The following is a 23,264-nucleotide window of genomic DNA, read 5'->3' on the forward strand; positions in this document are numbered from 1 at the left end:
AAATACCGCTACATTTTTTATTTTTACATAATCTAAAATTTCTGAAAATGAGTTTTTATTGGATTAAGACAAACCAGCTAATCAAACATCTTTTTTCTAACTATTATTGGGATATCCCTAATAAAGAGAATAAAATTTATTTGACTTTTGATGATGGCCCTACTCCCGAAATCACTGAATGGGTTTTATCTGAACTCAAAAAACGAAATGCGAAAGCTTCTTTCTTCTGCATTGGGAACAACATCGAAAAACATCCTGAGATTTTTAAAAAAATAATCGATGAGGGACATAACATAGGAAACCACACTTACGATCATTTAAATGGATGGAAAACTGCTACAGCAACTTATTTAAACAATAGTCTTTTATGTGCTAAACAAATTCAACAATCCTCTACTAAAAACAATATTCAGTCAAGTATTTTTCGCCCTCCTTACGGAAAAATAACAAAATCACAGTCGGTACAATTACGCCAATTAGGGTATAAAATAATAATGTGGGATGTTTTAAGCGCAGATTTTGATCAAAGTATATCTCCTGAAAAATGCTTGCAGAATGTTATAAAAAATGTAAAATCAGGAAGTATTATCGTCTTTCACGATAGCGTAAAAGCATCGCAAAACCTTAAATTTGCATTACCAAAAACATTAGATTATTTAAAAGAAAACAATTTTATATTTGATGTTATTTATTAAACGTAGAACATCCAATAAAGTATAAAATACCACAAGTTTGTAGTATATAGAAGAAATTAGAATTGCTCTTGCACAATTCCAATAATAGTATTTGCATCTAATTCACCAGATTGCCTCCAAATCATCTGACCTTCTTTATATATCATTAAAGTAGGCAGCCCTTTTATTCTAAGAGCATCTGCTAATTCCTGATTTTTATCCACATCTATTTTTATCACCTTAGCTTTATCGCCTAGCGCAGCTGCAACATCCTTAATTACAGGATGCATTGACACTGATGATTCGTTCCAATCGGTGTAAAAATCTATTAACACTGGAACTTGAGCATTTATAAGTTCTCCGAATTTTGACATAAAACCAAAAATTTAATCTTTTTAAATCTACTAAAAAGAATTTATTATATACAAATGTAGCATTTTTAACGAATTATGCCACATTCTTCCCTTTTTTTAGTTCAATCACGGTTATTTCGGGCATTATCCCTACACGTCCTGGATAAGCATGAAAACCAAAACCACGATTTACATATATATAGCGGCCCGCATTTTCATACAAACCAGCCCATTGTTTGTACACATATTGTGCCAAACTCCATTTAAAATAACCTGGAATTTCAATTCCAAATTGCATCCCATGCGTATGCCCTGACAAAGTGAGGTGAAAATTCTTAGGATGTTTTTTTATTTCATACTCCCAATGACTTGGATCATGACTCATTAACACCTTGAAATCATCTTGTTGAACACCTTGCGAAGCTTTATTTAAATCACCTGCCTGCTTAAAATTATGTCCCCAATTTTCAACACCTACCAAAGCAATTTTATCTTCTCCTTTTTGAATATATGTATGCTCATTTAATAACAATTGAAAACCAATTTGTTCATATAAGCTTTTTATCGCTTCAAAGTTTTCTTCTTTCTTTTGTTCTGATGGCCAAGCAACATATTCGCCATAATCATGATTCCCTAAAACTGCATATTTACCAAATTTAGGGTCTTTTATTTTATTAAAAGTCTCTAGCCAAGGATGCATTTCGGTAGCATGCGTGTTAACAATATCTCCTGTAAACAAAATCATATCCGAGTTTTGTTCGTTTACTAAATCAATAGCATAACTTATTTTCTCTGGATTATCGAAACTTCCAGAATGCACATCAGAAATTTGTGTAATTGTAAATCCATCAAAAGCATCTGGCAAATCTGGAAAAAACACCGTTTGTTTGATTACTTTAAAATTATATTTTCCTTCAAAAATTCCATAGATCAAAGACAGAAAGGGAACTGCTGCCAAACCTACTGCCAATTGGCTTACAAATTTTCTTCGGCTCGGAATTACGCTATTTTTTACTGGGTTTGGATTTTCAATAAAATAATTAACCAACCCAACTCCTACACGAAAAAGATCTTCACCTAAAAGTACTAATGTAATTACAATTTTTGGCACATAAACCAATAGCATTAATCCCATAGTAAACATAGTTTGCTTAGTTTGTCCAACTGAACGATCAAATTGCGTAAAGGAATATATTATAAATACAAAAAGTAATAAACTTATTATTTGGTAACTTATCAAGAGCCATCTTAATTTAATTAAAGTTCGGATAGCCTGAAAAGAATACAACTCAATAAATAAAAAAAGAGCGCAAATAATTATAAAACGAATGGTCATTGGTGTTTTTTTAGGCAAAGTAACAAAGAATGAAAATGCAACAACTTTTAATTATCAAAAATTTAACGCAAACAATAACAAAAAAGCTGATGAATAAATCCACCAGCCTTTTACCTACTAAAACTATTATTCTACTTACCCCCTATGTAAATTATTATCCCTTATTTACAGTAAGTAAAATACTTATCAAACCCTTATTTTTTAGCTTTTGCTACTTCTGGCTTAGCCATTTCTGTTTTTACAGCTTCTGCTTTTTTATCTGCTTTCTTTTTAGCATGTTTAGTCGCTTTTACTTCTTTTGCTGGAGTAGTTTGTGCTGGAGTTGTTTGAGCATTTACCATTGCTGTTGTTCCTAAAACTGCTATAGCTAGCATTAATACTTTTTTCATGATTGTTAGTTTTATGATTATTATTTCATTAATTATAGGTCAAAGATATATTCACTAAATGAAGATTAAATGAAGATTTTCCTTGCCTAGAAATTTTAACTTTTAATTAAGCTTTAATGCTATTTGAGAACAATAATATAAACGTAGTACCTTCATTAGGACTCGAAGTTACCTTTATTTCTATATGATGAAAAGATGCAATACTATCGGCTATAGCCAAGCCTAAACCCTGACCATCCTGATCAGAACTAATTCGGGTAAATCGATTAAATATCTTTTCGACTTGGGTTTCATTCATTCCTATTCCCGAATCAGAAATAGACAAATAGTAATGTTGATTTAAAAACCCATCGCTAATAGTAATACTTCCGTTCTCTTTATTATATTTTATTGCATTGGTAACCAGATTATACAATAAAATATGCATTAGTGTATTATTACCCATAAAATCAAAATCATGCTGCATTTTATTAGAGAACTGCAATCCTTTATCATCAATTCTATCTTGTAAATCTTCATACAATCCGCTTACGATTTCATAAAAATTAATAACCTCATTGGCAGTATATTGATTATTTTCGATTCTGGAAATCAGCAATAAATTATTGATTATTTTCTTTAACATATCCAAAGTTCTGAGTGAGCCAGCGATTTTATCTACTGCATTATCATTCAGAGATTCATTTTGCAACAAGTTTTCGAATTTATTTTTCAATAATGCAATCGGAGTTAATAATTCATGGGAAACATTGGATATAAACTGTTTTTCTTTTTTAAAAAGCTCTCCTATCCTATCCATCATTTGGTTTAAAACCGAATCTAATTCTCTAAAATCTGCCGAATGCGCTTTAATTGGAGTATGATCAAAAGCTTCGGGCTCATTTACTCTACGTATTTTAGTATCAATTATTTTATAAAAAGGCTTGAGTAAATACTCTATATAAAAAGTATCTGCCAAGAATGTTATCAAAACAATTACAACTAAGACAATAATAATAAAGAGCTTAATAATAAAAGTAAGATCTTTTATTTCTGCCAAACTGCTTCCTATTTCTAACTGATACCCTATCTTTTCGTAGGTAAAATGATATTGTAATATCCTATATTCATTTTCTTCACCTTCTATAATTCTATTTTCATTAACAAAGGTGGTCTTTTCTTGGTTTGGCAGTTTTGGCAATCTTGAAAGCACCAAAAACTCACTATGCAAACTCGAAAACTGTGAATATGTTTCGGTTGAATCATCCGCTTTTTCGATAAAATCATCAATCTCATTTTGATTTAAATGCTCTATAAACTTCTTTTTCTTCTCTACAAGTCCATTATTAATATGCCTGTAAACTACATTTTCAACCAAAATAGGCAGCATTAACCATAAAACTAAAATCACCAACAACCGTGTTAGTGCATTAAAAATGGCTAATTGATGTTTTATTTTCACGTTAATTTATTTAGGAATTAATACGATATCCTACATTTCTCACGGTTTCAAACCAATCTATAGTGGTGTGTTTGTCTAGTTTTTTTCGAAGATTTCGAACATGAACATCAATAAAATTCGAATCTGAATTTATCTCCAGAATATCTCCCCAAATATGTTCTGTTAATTGTAATCTGGTAATTACACGATTTTTATTCAATACTAAATATTGAAAAATATCAAATTCTTTCTTGGTCAAATTAATCGGCGTTCCATCATAACTTACTTTGTAATCTTGTAATTGCAATGAAAATCCGTGTACAACCAAATCATTCAAAGTATAACCATGCATTCTACGAATAACAGCAAATAGGCGTGCACTTAATTCCGTCAATGCAAATGGCTTAGTAAGATAATCATCGGCACCAAGATGCAATCCATCAATCCTGTCATCTAATTCTCCACGAGCGGTAATAACAATTACTGCAATTTTGGATTTAGTCTTACGAACTGCTTTTAAAACATCAAAACCATCTCCATCTGGCAAACCTAAGTCTAGCAGCATGGCATCATAATCATTTCCGCCAATTTCATCTAACGCTTCATTACAAGTATTAGCAATTTTACATACATAACCGCCATCACTCAAAAAATCTTTAACCTCGATAGCTAGTTCTTTATTATCTTCGACAATAAGAATATTCATAAATAGTATTTTATAAATTAAAAGTAAGCAAATAATGAAAACGCATTTTTTTAATTATTAAAAATTTAACGCCTGTCTGAACAAAAAAGGCTGATAAATTTCTTTATCAGCCTTAATCAATAATTATCCTTTTTGTTTTGCCTATCGCTATCAACCTTCATTTAAAGCAAAACAAAAACGACATCTATTTTTTAGCTTTCATTGGTTCTGCTTTAGGAGCAACTTTTGTTTCAGATTTTGCTTTTTTATCTGTTTTTGCTTTTGGGTGCTTGGTCCCTTTAACTTCTTTTGCAGGAGTTGTTTTAACTGGAGTTGTAGCTGCACTAACCATTACACTTGTTCCTAAAACTGCTACTAATAACATTACTAAATTTCTCATGATTTCTACTATTTAAAAATTAATTATCTCTTATTTTATACACCAAATTTACATCTGTAATATGAAGACAAAATGAAGAAAATAGTGATATAAAAAATTTAACTAGACATTAACTATTGGGATTTATCATTGACTTACACACATATAGATAACATATATTATCAGAGATGCTCTGCGGTGCATCTCTACAGATGGCAAAAAAAACATCTCTGATAAAACATTTCAATTCTAATTTGAGTTTCCCCTGATTAAATTTTCAAGAACCGAATCGTTTTTAAAACCCAATTGTTTATTTTTACAGACTAATATTTTTTTTATGTCAACTCAAAAACGTCTTTTTCTTCTTGATGCCTACGCCTTAATATTTCGTGGTTATTATGCCTTTATAAAAAACCCGCGAATTAACTCCAAAGGAATGGATACCTCTGCAATTATGGGATTCATGAACTCTCTTTTGGATGTTATAAAAAGAGAAAAACCAGATCATTTGGCAGTAGCATTTGATAAAGGAGGAAGTGCCTTGCGTAACGAGATATTTCCTGAATACAAGGCTAATCGCGATGTAACTCCGGAAGCTATAAAAATTGCTGTTCCTTATATACATGAATTATTAAAAGCAATGCATATCCCGATTATAGAAGTTGCTGGCTATGAAGCCGATGATTTAATTGGAACTATTGCAAAACAAGCTGAAAAAGAAAACTATAAAGTATTTATGGTAACGCCAGATAAGGATTTTGCACAACTGGTTTCTGAGAATATATTTATGTACAAACCAGCCCGAATGGGTAACGGAATAGAGATATGGGGAGTTCCTGAAGTATTGGCAAAATTTGAAATCGAACGTCCTGAGCAAGTAATTGACTTTCTAGGAATGATGGGTGATGCTGCCGATAATATTCCTGGGCTTCCAGGAGTTGGAGAGGTTACTGCCAAAAAACTATTGAAAGAATATGGCTCTATGGAAAACCTTCTAGCAAATACCGACAAGCTAAAAGGGAAAATGAAAGAGAACATCGAAGCTAATGTTGAGAAAGGTTTATTATCAAAAACATTAGCAACTATTTTATTAGATTGCCCAGTAACTTTTAACGAAGTAGATTACGAATTAACTCGTCCTGATATTGAAAAAACTGATGCTATCTTTCAAGAATTGGAATTTAGAAGAATGGCAGAGCAATTTGACAATCTTTTTAAAACAGATGGAAGCGGATTAGCTACCGTAGCAACTCCTGATCCAAAATTATACAAAAAAACAGCCCCAAAAAACGATAATCAATTTGACCTTTTTGGAAGTGCCACTACTGATGAAGAAAATCCAGAAACCCAAAGAACTTCTTTTTATAGCAATTTAGAAAATACACCTCACTCTTACCAAATCGTACAAGGTGATTTAGGGTTGAAATTGCTTTTGCAAAATTTACAGAAACAAACGTCTGTTTGTTTTGATACCGAAACTACTGGATTAAATGAGCTACATGCAGAATTAGTTGGGATTTCATTTTCTTACGAAAAAGGAAAAGGATTTTATGTTCCGTTTCCAGAAAATCAAGAGGAAGCAAAAGCATTAATCGAAAAGTTTATTCCGTTTTTTGAAAATGAAGCAATTGAAAAAATTGGTCAAAATTTAAAATACGATTTAAAAGTATTATTGAATTATGGTGTTTTGGTAAAAGGAAAATTATTCGATACTATGATTGCTCATTACCTGATCAATCCAGATATGCGCCATAATATGGATATTTTATCTGAAACTTATTTAAAATATGCTCCAAAATCGATTGAAGATCTAATTGGTAAAAAAGGAAAGAATCAAAAATCAATGCGCGAAGTTACTCTCGAAGACATAAAAGAATATGCTGTAGAAGATGCCGATGTAACTTTGCAACTGAAAGAGATATTCACAACTGAATTAGATAAAACCGAAACTAAAAAATTATTCGACGAAATCGAGATTCCGTTGGTTAGTGTTTTGGCTGCTATGGAAACTGAGGGGATTCGTCTTGATGTAGATTTCTTAAAATCATTATCAGAAGAATTAGGCAATGATATTAAAACATTAGAAACCAAAATATACGAAATAGCAGGAGAACAATTCAACCTTGCTTCGCCAAAACAATTAGGTGATATTTTATTTGATAAATTAAAAATTGGTGGAGCTAAGCAAAAGAAAACTAAAACTGGTCAATACGCAACTGGTGAAGAAATCTTAAGTTATTTAGCCAAAGACAATGAGATTGTTGCTGCAATCCTAGATTGGCGCTCGCTTGTCAAATTGCAAAACACCTATGTTGAAGCGTTGCCATTGCAAGTAGATCCAGTTTCTAAAAGAGTCCATACCGATTATATGCAAACTGTAGCTGCAACAGGTCGTTTGAGCTCTAACAATCCTAACTTACAAAACATTCCAATTCGTACCGAAAGAGGAAGACAAATACGTAAAGCTTTTATTGCTCGTGATGAAAATTACACCTTAATATCTGCCGATTATTCTCAAATAGAATTACGAATCATCGCCGCTTTAAGTGGAGAAGAGAATATGATAAAAGCATTCCAGAATCATGAAGATATTCATAAATCTACCGCTTCTAAAGTTTTTAACGTAGCCTTAGAAGAAGTAACTCGTGAACAACGTAGCCATGCCAAAACAGTAAACTTTGGTATTATCTATGGTGTTTCGGCTTTTGGATTAAGCAACCAAACTTCACTATCTAGAAGCGAAAGTGCAACATTAATCGAAGCGTACTATAAAACATATCCAAGATTAAAATCATACATTCAGGAGCAAATAGATTTTGCAAGAGAGAATGGTTATGTACAAACTATTCTAGGCCGTCGTCGTTATTTAAAAGATATTAATTCACAAAACGCAATTGTACGTGGCGGAGCCGAAAGAAATGCTGTAAACGCACCTATTCAAGGAAGTGCTGCCGATGTTATTAAAATTGCGATGATTAATATTCATAAGAAACTAACATCTGAAAACTGGAAATCTAAAATGTTGCTTCAAGTACATGATGAGCTTGTGTTTGATGTACACAATGACGAACTTGAAAAAATACAACCCATGATTAAATATGAAATGGAAAACGCATTTATAATGGCAGTTCCATTAGAAGTAGAACTAGGTATGGGTAGAGATTGGTTAGAGGCACATTAAAAATTATAGATTGCTGAGTTTAGATTTTCTTGAAATACTAAAATTCATTAATCTTATACCTTAATAAAAAAAATCCACTAGCTTTCGCTAATGGATTTTTTTATTATTTAGATTTTCTTGTTGATTCTCTTTCTTTCAATTTGGTTTTAATTACGATGGTTTCGTAATCGCTGCTCTCTCCTTCTTTTTCTTCTAATCTTGAGATTAATCGTTTGGCAGCAACTTCGCCAATTTCTATTCCGTGTTGGCTTATTGTAGTTAAACTTGGTGATAATCGTCTCGAAGCTAAGATTCCGTCGGCAAAACCTATTATTGATATGTCTTCTGGAACTCTATATCCTTTTTTCAGACTAACCCTTAAAGCTGCAACTGAATCATTTTCATCTAAAGCAAAAATAGCATCAATTTTATGGTCAAAAACAGCATCGATCTTACTTTTCATATCTTCTTCTGAATCAGTTCGAAGAATGATATTTTCATTTACAGGAATATTATTATTCTCTAAAGCTTTTAGATATCCATCGGCTCTCAATTTCCCAACACTCAAGTTATCTACTGAAGAAATTAAGGCTATATTTTTACATCCCAAATTAATTAAGTGTTGTGTTGAGTTTAAAGCGGAATCAAAATCATCAACTATCACTTTATCACACTCTACTCCTTCTGCAATCCTATCGAACATTACAATTGGTGTTCCGTCGTTTATAATTTCTTTAAAATGATTGTATTCTTGTAATTTCTGAGCCTCTTCAGAAACCGATAATATAAAACCATCAATCGTTCCGTTGCTCAACATTTCAAGCGTATGAATCTCTTTCTCCAATGACTCGTTCGAAATACAGGTAATCACATTATATCCTTTTTTATCAGCTACTTTTTCGATACCACTAAAAACCTTAGCAAAAAATGAGTTTAATATATTAGGTATAATAACTCCAATCGTTTTTGTTTTACGGTTTTTTAAATTCAAGCCAATAACATTCGGTTTGTAATTTTTTAGTTTGGCATACTCTTTAATTTTAATTTTAGTCTGCTCACTAATTTCAGGACTATCATTAAGTGCCTTAGAAACTGTAGACACGGAAACATTAAGTTCTTTTGCGATTTGTTTTAGAGTTGCTTTAGCTTTCATTTAAGATAATTTTATTGAATTAATACAAATATAGTAGAATTACGGAAATTAAACCAAAAAACAGACAAAACCTACATTAAACTTTCAAGTAATTACAACACTTCCCTAAAATATTTTAAATAAAAAATAAAAAAAGGTGAGATTTTAAAACCGTCCTCCTGAAAATTTCGTTTATAACTATTTACACATGATTATAATTACTATTAACAACCACTTTAAAGAAATTGAATTATGAAAAACGAAGTTAAAATTCACGAAGTTAACCCCTTACTCAGCGACAGAAGGAGTTTTCTTAAGATCAGTGGACTAACGCTTGTTAGCACTGGCTTACTTTTGGCAGGATGCAGTCACGATGACAACGAAGACATGCCCATAGACGACACTTCACTACCTGGAATTAGAAATGGCGTTTTCGACCTAGGCTCTGGAGATTTTGGTGTATTAACATATGCATATGCCTTAGAACAATTAGAAGCCGATTTTTATACTAAAGTTGTAAATGCTTCAAGCTTCAATTCAGTCTTTAACGAAATCGAACGTCAGGTTCTTACTGACTTATATCACCACGAAGTGATTCACAGAGATTTTTTTAAAGCTGCTTTAAGCGGAGCACTCCCTAAACCAAGCACCCAATTACTTCCTAGCCTAGCCTTTAATTACGGAAGTATGAATTTTAACAGTCGTACTGAAGTACTTGCTACTGCCAAAGCTCTTGAAGACACAGGAGTAGCCGCATATAATGGTGCAGGAAAATTAATTAAGAGTGCAGACTATTTAGTATTAGCAGGAAAAATCGTTTCTGTAGAGGCAAGACATGCTTCAGCTATTAGAAGTTTGATTAACCCAAATTCTAAAGATTTTGCGGGCGATGATGTAGTAAATGCTACAACTGGATTAGATGTAGCAAAAGACCCATCTAAAATTTTGGCAGTTGCTGGAGGATTTATAACAACTCCATTCACGGCAAAATACTTACCATAATTATAACCCTCTTAAAATTTAGAAATTATGAACATATTAAAATTTATAGAAACTTTTGCTGACGAAAGTGCAATGAGAAGCACGGGTTCAAGAAGAGATAGCTTTATGCAATTTGGAAACATCGGAAAGACTTTGGCAATAGCCTCAATACCTTTTGGATTATCTTCATTAGCTAATAAAGCTCTAGCGAAAGATATAACAGCAACTCCTGCAACTCCAATTGGAGCATTACAGTTTGCATTAACATTAGAATATCTTGAAGATGAATTTTACGCTATGGCATTAGATCATGGAGTTATTCCTGCATCTGAAAATGGAGGACGCGATTTAAAAGTTTTTCAACAAATTGCCGCCCATGAATCGAGTCATGTTAAATTCCTGATTGCCGGATTAGGCGGAACTGCAAGTGCTAACTTTGTTCCTAAACCAACTTTTGACTTTACTGTTGGTGGTGCTTTTGACCCATTTAATGATTATCCAACATTCTTAGCTTTAGCACAAGCCTTTGAGGATACAGGGGTAAGAGCTTATAAAGGTCAAGCAGGAAATTTAATTTCTACACCAGATTTATTAACCGCTGCACTACAAATCCATTCCGTAGAAGCTCGTCACGCATCAGAAGTACGACGAATACGCGGCCTTAAAGGATGGATAAGCGGCAATGAACGAGGCGCAGGAATGCCCCCCGAAACTCAAGCTGTGTACAACGGAGAAGAATTAACGATACAAGCTGGATATAACACAGCAACGCTATTTGGAGCAGCTGCAGGTTCAGAAGCTTATGATGAACCGCTTACAACGCAACAGGTCGTAGACATAGCAAATTTATTTATTGTGTAACAAAATTTACTCTAAAATATCCGAACCAGCTTACTTAATTGTTGAGCTGGTTTTTTTTATTTGTTTTATAAAGCAAGACAGCATATAACTTTCTATACCATTTTTTGTTTATTGACTTAGCTATTCGTTAGTCATTAAATTATAAATTTATTTTCTTTCATTACTTCTCAATTCATCGATTTCTTTTTGAAGAAACTCTATTTTTCTTTGAGCATGATAATGATTTCCTGTCTTGCTCCTGCTAACTCTTTATAGTGATTCTCTAGCACTATTCCGTCTTCCTTTATAATTACCATGGCTTTTTCTACTTCTCTTAACATTTCCCCCCTACCAGTTAATAGCCATTCGGGATTAATGTCTAAATATTTTTTTTAAGATATTTTCTAATTTATCTACACCAATCGTTTTTTTATTCTTCAATTGACTAGCAAAAGAACCATTAGACATCCCTGTATCCCTTTATAAAGAACTAACTCTTATTTCTTTAAAATCAATATACATTTTAATCCTCTTAATCGTGTTTTCTGTCATAAATGAAGTAATTTAGAAAATATTCTATTTTAGGCAAATTAATTAAGAGCGTCTTCAACTCATAAGTGCAACAAACTTATTATTTAGAATTTCAATTGGACTACGGTAATTGACTTTTCTAATTGGTCTGTTATTTATTGATAATTCTACTTGTTTAATTCTTTGGTTTGTTACATTTCTCAAATCGGTTTTCTTTGGAAAAAGCGTCTAATAACTCCTATTCTATTTCTACGGTACCTTTTTCTTGCGAGGTATATGGTATTGCAAAGTAGGTTTTTAGATTCATTTTTTTTTGCGATCTCATCATGTCCAGCAAACTCTTTTCCGTTGTCAAAAGTGATTGTTTTGACGTAGCTAGAGTTGAATCTGGAAAGCCTTTCAATTATTTTCTGGGTGACTTCTAATGCTGTTTTACCCTGTAACTTATCTATCATTGTAATCAACGTAGTTCTATCTGTAAGGACTAATAAGGCTGATTTGTGATTTTTTCCCATCATTAAGTCAGCTTCTAAATCTCCGATTCTTTTTCTTTGTTCAATAACAGCTGGCCTCTCACTTATATGTTTACGATTGAGAATTGCTCCTCGAGTGTCTTTTATATTTCCTCTTTTTTGTCTTCTTTTACCATGTCTCAATTCTTGGTAAATCATCTTAAAAGGTCTATTCTCGACCCTATTAGAATGCTTAGCTTCCCATACCCATTTATAAATGGTTTCATGACTAACTTTTACTTTACCTTCTAACTTCCAACGTGCTGAAAGTAACTCAGGACTCCACTTGTCCAAAGTTATTTTATCGAAGATAGCTTGCTTTAAATCAGGTGTTAATAAAACTAATTTATGCTTTTTCTTATGTCGTTCACAAGTCTTTTTCTGAGCATTTGAAGCACTATACTCACTAGAACCTCTACCGCGTTTAGGTATTGATCTCTTTAATTCTCTACAAATGGTACTGCGATTCACACCTAGTTAAGCTGCTACCTTTGTTTGATTGAATCCAGCTTGTAATAGAGCTTCTATTTGGAATCTTTGCTCTTGGGTTAATTGTTTATATTTTCTCATGCAAGATAAATTTAGGCTTTTGACCTTAACACACTTGGGGCATAACTCCAAGTGTGTTAAATTTATCTGTTGCACTTATTAATTGAACTTACAAGAAATATCTTAGTATATTTGCTGCATAAACAAGAACAAACCGAACAATGTATAACTGGAGACAGAATACCTGTTATTGCCGACAAGATAAAATCAGAATACATACTACTCGAAAAAGAATTAGACAAACTTTTATACAATAATAAGCTATGAGAATCCTACTGCCTATCAATAAATTATCCACACAAAAACATTTAAAAGTAAAATGATATCAACAACAAAAAAAATTACAGCTACTGTTTTAATCCTTATCGGATTTATATCAAATGCTCAAACTGCAATAGGCACTCTTAAACCAGATCCTTCTTCTCAATTAGAAGTTGTCTCAACTAATAAAGGGATACTACTTCCTAAAGTAACTTTAAAAGGAGAAACCGATCAAACATCTATTGCAGGGAATAAAGTAGCCACATCGCTTTTGGTTTACAACACAGGATTACACCCAGATTTTCCTATTAAAGGTTTTATGTTCTGGAATGGCTCAAAATGGAGATTACTTACAGACGCCACTACAATAAAAGCTAAAATAGAAGGCGGACTAATTAAGCAAAGTGCTGTACTTACTCCAAATTCATATACTGCAGGAGAAAATTATAATGGTATTCTAGAAGTTAGATATAATGGAGGCAATGAAGGGTATTATTCTGAAGGAGAATCGTATGAATACAATGGTCTTTATTTCTCATTACAGCCAGGACAGGCCATCAGCACTGGCAAACTCACCTATGTCGTTACAGGAAAACCCAAAGTAAGTAGCCCTACTTCAATAGCCAATGTCCCAATCTATTTTTCGAATAACATTTTAGGCTATATAGATATCGGAGGTACTAATACTACAAGTATTGCTCAATATACTTTACATACAAGTGTTTCAATTTCACAAGGTTCTACAGGAGGAAGCAACGGGACTAATAATGGATATAGAGGAACTAAGCTAGAGTGGCGCAAAGATGACAATACAAGAATACAAAGTATAACATTACCTGAAACAGGAGCTTATGTTTTTTCTTTCCGTTTATATGGTCCAATTGAAGGGGACTCCCCCGATGCAGCCCCCTTTTATATTAGCGCATTAAAACAAACGGGACCCACACCATCAGATCGACCAACGGATATCTTATTAGATATTGCGGAATTAACACTTATAAAGCTTAATAGCTATGGTAATTACACTTATTCTGTAAATTTAACTGCTGGTGGACAAGCAGGTGACCGCATTTATTTTAAGATGGCAGGAGCTTCAGGATTTCCATTAACTTGGAGATTAAATAATGGAAGTGACAGTATTAATTATAATACCCTCGCAAACAGAACTTCAATGATTTTTTGGAAATTATAACCCGTATCATATTATAAGACTACAGCAAACTAAAAACTCATAACAAATCACCTAATACGTAACGGCTTGTAGACATAACAAATTTGTTTATTGTCTAACAAAATTCACCCCAAAATATCCGAACCAGCATACTTTTTGTAAAGCTGGTTTTTTTATGCTTTTAAATAACAAAGATACCTCCTGATTCTCAGCAGTTAAAATAATCTTTTAAGGTATTTGTATTTAAAATAATTAATTGTACTTTTGCAACCCCTTTATTGGGGATGGAATGTTTAATTAAAATAATATTATGGACGCATTAAGCTACAAAACAGTTTCAACTAGCAAAGCCACTGTAACTAAAGAGTGGATTGTTGTTGACGCTGATGGTCATAACTTAGGACGTCTTGCTTCAAAGGTTGCAATGATCTTAAGAGGTAAGTACAAGCCTAGTTACACACCGCACGTTGACTGTGGAGATAACGTAATTGTTATCAACTCAGAAAAAATTAACCTTACAGGTACAAAAATGGATGACAAAATTTACATGCGTCATACAGGTTACCCAGGAGGACAAAGAACTTTAACTGCTAAAGTATTGCAAGCAAAAAACCCTGCATTATTAGTAGAAAAAGCAGTAAAAGGAATGTTACCTAAGAACAAATTAGGAGCTGAACTTTTCAGAAATTTAAATGTAGTTGTAGGATCTGAGCACAAACAAGGAGCTCAAAAACCTAGAACTGTTAACCTAAACGATCTTAAGTAATGGGAGTTATTCACAAAATCGGTAGAAGAAAAACCGCTGTTGCACGTGTTTATGTTTCAGAAGGAACAGGAAAAATCACTGTAAACAAAAAAGAATTCGCAACCTATTTCCCAACTGCAACTTTGCAATACAAAGTTTTACAACCAATGTCTATGACAGAAAATGTAAACAACTTTGATGTAAAAGTAAATGTTTACGGAGGTGGTTCAACTGGTCAAGCAGAAGCTGTAAGAATGGCATTAGCACGTGTTATGTGTGAAGTAAATGCTGAAAACAGAGCTATCTTAAAACCAGAAGGTTTATTAACAAGAGATCCAAGAATGGTTGAACGTAAGAAATTCGGTCAGAAGAAAGCTCGTAAGAGATTCCAATTCTCTAAACGTTAATATTACCTGTCTTGTTCATTTAGGACAAGACATATCAATTATTATTGAATTTAAAAAAAACAGTTGTTGTTGCTCTCCTATTGAGGTAGGAAATAGTTTAGCATCTAAATGTATAAAGCCTGGAAAACAGCCATTTATACATTGCTAATCAACAGAACGTAAACTAGTACAAAAATGGCAAACAAAATAGACGTAAAAGAATTACTAGAAGCAGGTGTTCACTTTGGACACATGACTAGAAAATGGGACCCAAACATGGCTCCTTACATTTATATGGAGCGTAATGGTATTCACATTATCAATCTATATAAAACTGCAGCAAAAATTGAAGAAGCTAATGAAGCTTTGAAAAAAATCGCTGCATCAGGTAGAAAAATATTATTCGTTGCTACCAAAAAACAAGCTAAAGACATCGTTGCTGAGAAAGCAAAAGCTGCAAACATGCCTTACATCACTGAAAGATGGCCTGGTGGAATGCTAACTAACTTCGTAACTATCCGTAAAGCTGTTAAAAAAATGGCTACTATTGATAAAATGAAGAAAGACGGTACTTTCATGACACTTTCTAAGAAAGAGCGTTTACAAGTAGATCGTCTTCGTGCTAAACTAGAGAAAAACTTAGGTTCAATTGCAGACATGTCTAGACTACCTGCAGCATTGTTCGTAGTAGATATCAAAGCTGAACATATCGCAATAAAAGAAGCACAAAAATTAAACATTCCAGTTTTTGCAATGGTTGATACTAACTCTGATCCTAGAGAAGTAGAGTATGTTATCCCATCAAATGATGATGCTTCTAAATCAATTGATAAAATTTTATCTTTAGTTACAGCTGCAATCGTTGAAGGTCTTTCTGACAGAGGTTCTGATAAAGAGACTGAAGCGTTGTTACCTGCTACAGAAGAAGTAGCTCCTGCTGTTGAGGCTCCTGCTACTGAAGCTGTTGAAGCTCCTGCTGAAACAAAAGAATAAATAAACATTTAAATTCCAATTTTTAAATTCCAAATCCCATAAAAAAGTTAGAAACATTATGTTGATAATTTGATAAAATTGGAATTTGAGATTTAAAGATTGGAATTTTTACTTTTAACTCATAAAAAAACATACAATATGGCAACAATTACTGCTGCAGACGTAAATAAATTAAGAACAATCACTGGTGCAGGAATGATGGACTGCAAAAAAGCCTTGGTTGAAGCAGACGGAGATTTTGATTTAGCTATCGAAAACTTACGTAAAAAAGGTCAAAAAGTGGCTGCTAATCGTTCAGACAGAGAATCTACTGAAGGTGCTGCAATCGCTGTTGTAAATGCTGACAATACTGCTGGTGTTGTTATCACTTTAAACTGTGAAACTGACTTTGTTGGAATGAACGAAAGTTTTGTGAAAATGGCTACTGAAATGGCTAATTTAGCATTAAACTACAACACTAAAGAAGAATTTTTAGCTTCTGATTTCCACGGAATTACTGTTGCTGATAAATTAATTGAGCAAACAGGAGTTATCGGTGAAAAATTAGAAATTAGAACTTTTGAGAAATTAGAAGGTGCGTTTGTAGGATCATACATTCACTCTGGAAACAAAATCGCTACTATAGTTGCTCTTTCTGCTAATGTTCCTGGTGCTGGAGAAGCTGCTAGAAACGTTGCAATGCAAGCTGCAGCAATGAACCCAATCGCTTTAGATGCTGCTGGTGTTGATTCTGCAATCATTGAAAAAGAAATTGAAATCGCTAAAGACCAATTAAGAGCTGAAGGTAAACCAGAAGCAATGTTGGAAAACATTTCTAAAGGAAAAATTCAACGTTTTTACAAAGACAACACTTTAGTTAACCAAGATTACATTAAGGATGGTTCATTAAGCGTTGCCGCTTATGTAAAATCTGTTGATGCTAATTTAACTGTAACAGGTTTCAAAAGAGCTGCTTTAGGATAATCTATATTCTAAATTACATACAAAAAAGGTTGGAAGAAATTCCAACCTTTTTTAGTTTAAACGATATCATAATACCGCATAAATTAAAATGATGGGGTATTAAAACTTCGTCATTTTTTGTTTATTACCAAATACAATTCTATAAAAAACACTCCCAAACGAGAAATTTCATTAGATAAAAAAGGGTATATTTGAAAATAACACTTATAAAATAAAATGATGAGACTAAATTATTTTTTACTCGTTCTGTTTTTTACAATGGGTTCCGTTTTTGCACAAAACAAGAATGCTCAAGATGAATTTTGGAAGCAATTACAAGCACATTGTGGCAAGGCCTACTCAGGCAAACTAAGCACAGAACCAGCTCCTAAAGATTTTGCTGATAAGAAACTATCAATGTATGTAATGAGTTGTTCCGATTCTGAAATTAAGATTCCCTTTTATGTAGGAGATGACCATTCCCGAACTTGGGTATTTACCAAAACAAAAGCAGGGATTCAATTAAAACACGATCATCGCTTAAAAGACGGATCAGAAGATAAAATCACACAATACGGAGGAACTACAACAAATACAGGAGCAGCACAAATTCAATTTTTTCCTGCCGATCAACAAACAACAGATTTAATTCCAGCTGCATCAGCTAATGTCTGGTGGGTAACAATAGACGGAAATGAATATACCTATAATTTAAGAAAAGCTAACTCTCCAAATCATTTTCAAGTTAGTTTTGATTTAAGCAAAGAAATTCCTGTACCTGAAAAACCTTGGGGACACTAAACAAATAAAGATCTTAATCTAGAAAACACAAAAGCAGCTCCATGACAGAGCTGCTTTAATTTTATATCTAATAACTATTACCCAGAAAACTCGGCTTAATAGATAAGATAGTCAGAAGAAAAATCCTCCGACTATATAACTGTTTTTTAGATAACTATTTCTTTTATTTAACAACTGGGCCCTCAAAACCTCTCGCTTTCATTAGAGCATTAATCTCAGGATTATGCCCTCTAAAAGATTTGTAAGCTTCCTCTTGATCTGTTGTGTTACCAATACTAAATATTTTATCATGCAGCCTTTTTGCGACCTCTTTATCGTATGGCCCTTTTGCTTCTGTAAATGCCTCATAAGCATCGGCACTAATAACGTCAGCCCATAAATAACTATAATATCCACTTGCATAACCATCACTAGAGAAAATATGTCCAAACTGTGGAATACGATGACGCATTACGATTTCTTTTGGCATTTTAAGCTTATCCAATGTTTCCTTTTCAAAAACAACAGGATCTATAACTGAATCTCCTGCTAAATGCAATTTCATATCTATAAGAGAACTCGAAATAGTTTCTACAGTAGAAAACCCTTCATTAAATGTTGCTGCTTTTGCAATACGATCTACCAAATCTTTAGGAATAGGCTTACCCGTTTTATAGTTTAAAGCAAATTTATTCAACACCTCAGGAGTTTCTAACCAACGCTCTAAGATTTGAGATGGAAACTCAACATAATCTCTTGCTACAGCAGTTCCTGACAGAGTTGGATACGTTACATTCGAACATAAACCATGCAAAGCATGCCCAAATTCATGAAACAAAGTAGTCGCATCAGTCCATGAAATCAAGACAGGTTCATTCTCATTTCCTTTAATAAAATTACTATTATTAGAAACAATCGTAAGAACATCACCATCCATTTTTTGCTGTTGTCTGTATGCGTTCATCCAAGCGCCAGAACGCTTTCCTTTACGTGCATATGGATCAAAGTACCACAAACCTACTACTTTACCTGACTTTGCGTTAGATACCTCCCAAACTCTTACGTCTGGATGATAAACAGGAACATCCGTTATTTGTTTAAATTTTAAATCAAATAATTCACCTGCTACCCAAAACATTCCCTCACGTAATTTTTCAAGCTGAAGATATTCCTTAACCACATTTTGATCTAAATCATATTTTTCTTTTCTAACCTTTTCAGCATAATAACGATAATCCCATGGTTCTATCTCAAACTTACCTCCTTCGGCTACAACAATCTTTTGCATATCTGCAACATCTTTATGAACCTGAGTCACTGCAGGCTCCCAAACAGCCTCCATTAAAGCCATAGCTCTCTCTGGAGTTTTAGCCATTCTATTAGTTAAATTCCAATGCGCAAAAGTAGGATAACCTAAAAGTTTTGCTTTTGCAGCACGAAGCTGTAATATTTCAACCAAAGTCGATTTATTATCGTGTTCATCTCCATTATCTCCTCTGTTTATAAACATTCTCCAAACCTTCTCTCTCAATTGTCTATTGGTAGAAAAAGTTAAAAAAGGCTCCACAAAAGAACGTGTATTTGCAATACAACCTATCGCCGAAAGCTTTCTTTCTTTGGCTTGAGCCATAGCGGCATTTTTTATTCCCTCAGGCAAACCATCAAAATCAGCCTCACTTGACAATGCAACATATTGATCATTTTCTTCAGCCAATAAATTTTGGCTAAACTTAGAAAATAACGTTGATAATTGCTTATTGATTTCTCCAACTTTAGCTTTATCAGCATCACTTAAATTAGCTCCTTGCTTATTAAATTCTGTATGATAAACCCAAATAAGTCTTTGTTGCTCGCTAGTTAATTTTTTTTTATCCGGAGAATTATAAAGCTTTTCAATTCTACCAAACAATTTTCTGTTTTGATAAAAACTAGTAGATTGTGCCGCTAATAAAGGTTCAATATCCTTTTTAATCAATGTAAATTCTGGAGTACTGCTATTAGAAGAATAAATTCCATAAACCATCATGACTCTTGACAACGTTTTCCCTGAACGTTCCAATTGAGCAATTGTATTATCAAAAGTTGCAGGCTTTGGATTATTTGCAATAGCATCAATCTCCTCTTTTTTTTGCTTAATCGCAACATCAAAAGCAGACTTAAAATCGGCAATTTTATATTCTGTAAAAGCAGGAACACCACCATACGGACCAGTCCATTTTTGTACTAATGGATTTTGTGAATTTGTTTGTGACTGAACAGAAGTTAAAGAAGTAGCCATAATTAGAATTGTAACAATTTTTTTCATGTGCATTATTTAAAAATATTAAAAGCAAATATAACAATCAAATGCAACTATTAATCGATTTTAACAAACAGTAAAAAAATACAAGCAAAACACTTAGCAACTATATTCTTTATAAAATAAATACTCCGAATAATATCTTAAATTTGACCCATTAAAAATTATCTATGTTTAAAACCAAGAAAGAAATTGTTTTTGTTATCCTTGCAGGGATTTTTATTACCAATGCCGTTGTGGCAGAATTAATTGGAGGAAAACTAATTCAAATTGGCCCATTTGTAATGAGTATCGGAATTTTGCCTTGGCCAATAGTTTTTTTAACAACCGACTTAATCAATGAATATTTTGGAGAGAAAGGGGTTAAAAAACTCTCACTAATAACTGCTTGTTTAATTGCTTATGCTTTCATCATATTATTCATGGCAATAGTAATTCCTGCTGCAAAGGGAATAAGTCCAGTAAATGATGAACAGTTTCATGCCGTTTTTGGGCAAAGCATGTGGATTATCATCGGTAGCCTTATTGCATTTATGGCATCACAACTAATAGACGTTTGGATGTTTTGGTTTTTCAAAAAACGAACAGGTGAAAAGAAAATTTGGCTTAGAACTACTGGATCAACCGTAATTTCGCAATTATTCGATTCTTTTATTGTTTTGGGAATTGCATTTTGGTTACCCGGAAAAATAGATTTTGATACTTTTATTTCATCTGGACTAACCGGTTACACATTTAAACTTACTCTTGCCATTTTATTAACCCCTTTAATTTATCTTGGACATCATTTAATTAAGAAATACCTGGAAGAAGATCACCCAAAAGAAAAACAAGACAATTAAATCGCATGAAAAATCACAATACCATTTTATTGATTCTTATTTTATCCTGCTTGATCAGTTGCAATAAAAATGATAGAAATCAATTATTAAAGTCAACAACAAATGTTTCGGGAAAAATAAAAGACCTCTCAAACAGTGCAATAGAAACGATAAGTCCAGTCAAGGATTCAATTACTAAAACAATAATTGCGTCAGGCAATATAAAAAACAATAAAACGATTACAGAAGGAGCAATCTCATCAAAAGACAGTGTAGAAATAGAAAATCTAGAAACTGAAAAACTTAAAGGTTTTACTTATTTCAAAAAATTACTATCAACTTGCAAAACGGGAGAAACTCTAACACAAAAAGAATTAATTGAGAATCATAACATCCCAAAAGACGGTGTCAGACTAATTAAAAGCATTACCAAAACCGCCGACGATGAAATCGATATCAAATGGAATTCTACTTGGTTTATCGAAAAAATTTCGGATGCTAAATTTGCGGATGCCCGAATAAAAATAAAATTTGAAGCAAATAAAATGCTTACTTCTGGAAAAGCTATTGGAATAAAACATAACAAAAAAATCTATAACAACTTAATAATCATTGGAACCTCGGCCTATATTCCATCAGTAAAAGGCTATCATTGGAAAATTGGAAAATAAACAATACACACATAATCAATAAACTAGCTTTTACATAATAAATTAACCCATAAAAACCTGTTTATTTATTTTAACTTATCTATTTAAATACTACTTTTGCAAATTAATTTTAACAATAAAAAAAAGACAAAATGAAAAAAAATTGCATTCTATTCTTATTTGTAGCAACACTAGGATTATCAATTTCGTCATGTAGTAATGACAACGAGGCATCAATTGAGGCAACATGGGAAATTACACATGAAGGAGAAATTGATAAAGATGGAAAAGAAATTTTAACTCCAGTAAGTGATGAAGGAAATTGTGCTAAAACTACAATTACCTTTTCTGCGGGCGGAATTTTTTCAGGTTCTTATTCAGAATATAACAACTCAAAATGTCAAACTTTTTCTGATAAAGGAGTTTGGTCAAAAAGTGGCAATACACTAACTATAAAATATGAAGGAGAAACTGAAGGGGATTCTGGAGAGATTTTAGAACTAAGTGATTCCACCCTTAAACTTAAATACACTGAAACTAATGAAGATAAAGTTGTTGAAATATATGTTGTAGTATATAAAAGAAAATAACTAGTTTTCCGAATTTTACAAAACCTCAAATCTTATGGATTTGAGGTTTTTTTATACATTTGAAATAAAAAAAATGGAACCTATACGATGTGGCTGGTGCTCAGCAAGTGATTTATATAAAAAATACCATGACGAAGAATGGGGCATTCCTGTTTACGACGATGCGTCATTATTTGAATTTTTAATTCTCGAAACCTTTCAGGCTGGATTAAGCTGGATAACGATATTAAACAAAAGAGAGAATTTTAGAGCCGCTTTTGACAATTTCGATTATAAAAAAATAGCCAATTATCCCGAAGATAAAATTGAATCACTGCTACAAGACGCAGGAATAATTCGCAACAAACTAAAAATACGTTCAGCGGTAAGTAACGCACAGGCATTTATAAAAATACAAGAAGAGTTTGGAAGTTTTTCCGATTATATTTGGAAATTCACCGATGGAAAACCTATTAATAATAATCCAAAAACACTGAAAGACATTCCTGCCACTACTCCACTTTCGGATGCGATTAGTAAAGATTTAAAGAAAAGAGGATTTAAATTTGTAGGTTCAACCGTTATTTACGCTCAAATGCAAGCCACCGGAATGGTCAATGATCATATCGAAGATTGCTGGAAATCCCCTCAATCCCCAAAGGGGAAGTTGGACATACAAAAACTTTAAACGTTAAACTCTAAACGT

The 23,264-nt window shown here is 32.8% G+C and carries 23 protein-coding genes; 14 read left to right on the top strand and 9 right to left on the bottom strand.

Features of this window, described 5'->3' with window-relative positions; genetic code table 11:
- The first annotated feature begins 47 nt into the window (after window positions 1–47).
- Complete coding sequence (locus IUY40_RS15350; protein WP_195737742.1) at window positions 48–695, top strand: polysaccharide deacetylase family protein; 648 nt, start codon at window positions 48–50, stop codon at window positions 693–695.
- Between the two features lie 56 nt (window positions 696–751).
- Here the strand turns inward: IUY40_RS15350 and IUY40_RS15355 are convergent, their stop codons facing one another.
- The 6 genes from IUY40_RS15355 to IUY40_RS15380 all read right to left on the bottom strand — a co-directional run bounded on the left by IUY40_RS15355 (window position 752) and on the right by IUY40_RS15380 (window position 5,257).
- Window positions 752–1,048, bottom strand: a complete 297-nt coding sequence (locus tag IUY40_RS15355; RefSeq protein ID WP_035623602.1) for a thioredoxin family protein — start codon at window positions 1,046–1,048, stop codon at window positions 752–754.
- 73 nt (window positions 1,049–1,121) lie between these two features.
- A complete protein-coding gene (locus tag IUY40_RS15360) occupies window positions 1,122–2,363 on the bottom strand; it encodes a metallophosphoesterase (RefSeq protein WP_195737743.1) in 1,242 nt (413 codons plus the stop codon).
- Window positions 2,364–2,557: 194 nt separating this feature from the next.
- A complete protein-coding gene (locus IUY40_RS15365; protein ID WP_195737744.1) occupies window positions 2,558–2,752 on the bottom strand; it encodes a hypothetical protein in 195 nt (64 codons plus the stop codon).
- 106 nt (window positions 2,753–2,858) lie between these two features.
- A complete protein-coding gene (locus IUY40_RS15370) occupies window positions 2,859–4,193 on the bottom strand; it encodes a HAMP domain-containing sensor histidine kinase (RefSeq protein WP_317190933.1) in 1,335 nt (444 codons plus the stop codon).
- Between the two features lie 10 nt (window positions 4,194–4,203).
- Window positions 4,204–4,878, bottom strand: coding sequence for a response regulator transcription factor (locus tag IUY40_RS15375; protein WP_195737745.1), 675 nt, complete (start codon window positions 4,876–4,878; stop codon window positions 4,204–4,206).
- Between the two features lie 184 nt (window positions 4,879–5,062).
- Window positions 5,063–5,257: a hypothetical protein gene (locus IUY40_RS15380; protein WP_195737746.1), complete on the bottom strand. Its 195-nt coding sequence runs from the start codon at window positions 5,255–5,257 to the stop codon at window positions 5,063–5,065.
- A 316-nt stretch (window positions 5,258–5,573) separates the two neighbouring features.
- Between IUY40_RS15380 and polA the strand changes: the two genes are divergently transcribed.
- On the top strand, window positions 5,574–8,417 hold the full coding sequence (gene polA / locus IUY40_RS15385; RefSeq protein ID WP_195737747.1) for a DNA polymerase I: 2,844 nt from the start codon (window positions 5,574–5,576) through the stop codon (window positions 8,415–8,417).
- A 103-nt stretch (window positions 8,418–8,520) separates the two neighbouring features.
- Here the strand turns inward: polA and IUY40_RS15390 are convergent, their stop codons facing one another.
- Window positions 8,521–9,549 (bottom strand): LacI family DNA-binding transcriptional regulator, encoded by a 1,029-nt coding sequence (locus tag IUY40_RS15390; RefSeq protein ID WP_195737748.1) that lies wholly within the window; start codon window positions 9,547–9,549, stop codon window positions 8,521–8,523.
- A gap of 231 nt (window positions 9,550–9,780) precedes the next feature.
- Here IUY40_RS15390 and IUY40_RS15395 point away from each other — a divergent pair, with 231 nt between their 5' ends.
- Entirely contained in the window at window positions 9,781–10,530 is a 750-nt protein-coding gene (locus tag IUY40_RS15395; RefSeq protein WP_195737749.1) for a ferritin-like domain-containing protein, read from the top strand.
- Between the two features lie 27 nt (window positions 10,531–10,557).
- Window positions 10,558–11,370: a ferritin-like domain-containing protein gene (locus IUY40_RS15400; RefSeq protein WP_195737750.1), complete on the top strand. Its 813-nt coding sequence runs from the start codon at window positions 10,558–10,560 to the stop codon at window positions 11,368–11,370.
- Between the two features lie 710 nt (window positions 11,371–12,080).
- On the opposite strand, the gene IUY40_RS15405 is transcribed toward IUY40_RS15400, so the two are convergent.
- Complete coding sequence (locus tag IUY40_RS15405) at window positions 12,081–12,863, bottom strand: IS30 family transposase (protein ID WP_195737751.1); 783 nt, start codon at window positions 12,861–12,863, stop codon at window positions 12,081–12,083.
- Window positions 12,864–13,260: 397 nt separating this feature from the next.
- Here IUY40_RS15405 and IUY40_RS15410 point away from each other — a divergent pair, with 397 nt between their 5' ends.
- The 6 genes from IUY40_RS15410 (at window position 13,261) to IUY40_RS15435 (ending at window position 18,240) form a co-directional block, all read left to right on the top strand.
- Entirely contained in the window at window positions 13,261–14,394 is a 1,134-nt protein-coding gene (locus IUY40_RS15410; protein WP_195737752.1) for a hypothetical protein, read from the top strand.
- Between the two features lie 289 nt (window positions 14,395–14,683).
- Complete coding sequence (rplM, locus tag IUY40_RS15415) at window positions 14,684–15,139, top strand: 50S ribosomal protein L13 (RefSeq protein WP_195737753.1); 456 nt, start codon at window positions 14,684–14,686, stop codon at window positions 15,137–15,139.
- Window positions 15,139–15,525, top strand: a complete 387-nt coding sequence (gene rpsI, locus IUY40_RS15420) for a 30S ribosomal protein S9 (RefSeq protein WP_007808909.1) — start codon at window positions 15,139–15,141, stop codon at window positions 15,523–15,525. The genes rplM and rpsI overlap by 1 nt, the downstream gene beginning before the upstream one ends.
- Before the next feature lie 174 nt (window positions 15,526–15,699).
- Window positions 15,700–16,497 (top strand): 30S ribosomal protein S2, encoded by a 798-nt coding sequence (rpsB, locus tag IUY40_RS15425; protein WP_195737754.1) that lies wholly within the window; start codon window positions 15,700–15,702, stop codon window positions 16,495–16,497.
- Window positions 16,498–16,635: 138 nt separating this feature from the next.
- A complete protein-coding gene (gene tsf / locus IUY40_RS15430; protein WP_195737755.1) occupies window positions 16,636–17,460 on the top strand; it encodes a translation elongation factor Ts in 825 nt (274 codons plus the stop codon).
- A 216-nt stretch (window positions 17,461–17,676) separates the two neighbouring features.
- Window positions 17,677–18,240 (top strand): hypothetical protein, encoded by a 564-nt coding sequence (locus IUY40_RS15435; protein WP_229335581.1) that lies wholly within the window; start codon window positions 17,677–17,679, stop codon window positions 18,238–18,240.
- Window positions 18,241–18,403: 163 nt separating this feature from the next.
- Here IUY40_RS15435 and IUY40_RS15440 read toward each other — a convergent pair whose 3' ends face one another.
- Window positions 18,404–20,524, bottom strand: a complete 2,121-nt coding sequence (locus IUY40_RS15440; protein WP_195737756.1) for a M3 family metallopeptidase — start codon at window positions 20,522–20,524, stop codon at window positions 18,404–18,406.
- Between the two features lie 164 nt (window positions 20,525–20,688).
- Here IUY40_RS15440 and IUY40_RS15445 point away from each other — a divergent pair, with 164 nt between their 5' ends.
- The 4 genes from IUY40_RS15445 to IUY40_RS15460 all read left to right on the top strand — a co-directional run bounded on the left by IUY40_RS15445 (window position 20,689) and on the right by IUY40_RS15460 (window position 23,246).
- Entirely contained in the window at window positions 20,689–21,360 is a 672-nt protein-coding gene (locus IUY40_RS15445; RefSeq protein ID WP_195737757.1) for a queuosine precursor transporter, read from the top strand.
- A 5-nt stretch (window positions 21,361–21,365) separates the two neighbouring features.
- Window positions 21,366–22,010, top strand: coding sequence for a hypothetical protein (locus tag IUY40_RS15450; RefSeq protein ID WP_195737758.1), 645 nt, complete (start codon window positions 21,366–21,368; stop codon window positions 22,008–22,010).
- 131 nt (window positions 22,011–22,141) lie between these two features.
- On the top strand, window positions 22,142–22,579 hold the full coding sequence (locus IUY40_RS15455; protein WP_195737759.1) for a lipocalin family protein: 438 nt from the start codon (window positions 22,142–22,144) through the stop codon (window positions 22,577–22,579).
- Window positions 22,580–22,652: 73 nt separating this feature from the next.
- Complete coding sequence (locus tag IUY40_RS15460) at window positions 22,653–23,246, top strand: DNA-3-methyladenine glycosylase I (protein ID WP_195737760.1); 594 nt, start codon at window positions 22,653–22,655, stop codon at window positions 23,244–23,246.
- Window positions 23,247–23,264: the final 18 nt, after the last annotated feature.

Origin of the sequence: Flavobacterium sp. ALJ2 (assembly GCF_015594725.1) — a bacterium.
Lineage (GTDB): Bacteria > Bacteroidota > Bacteroidia > Flavobacteriales > Flavobacteriaceae > Flavobacterium.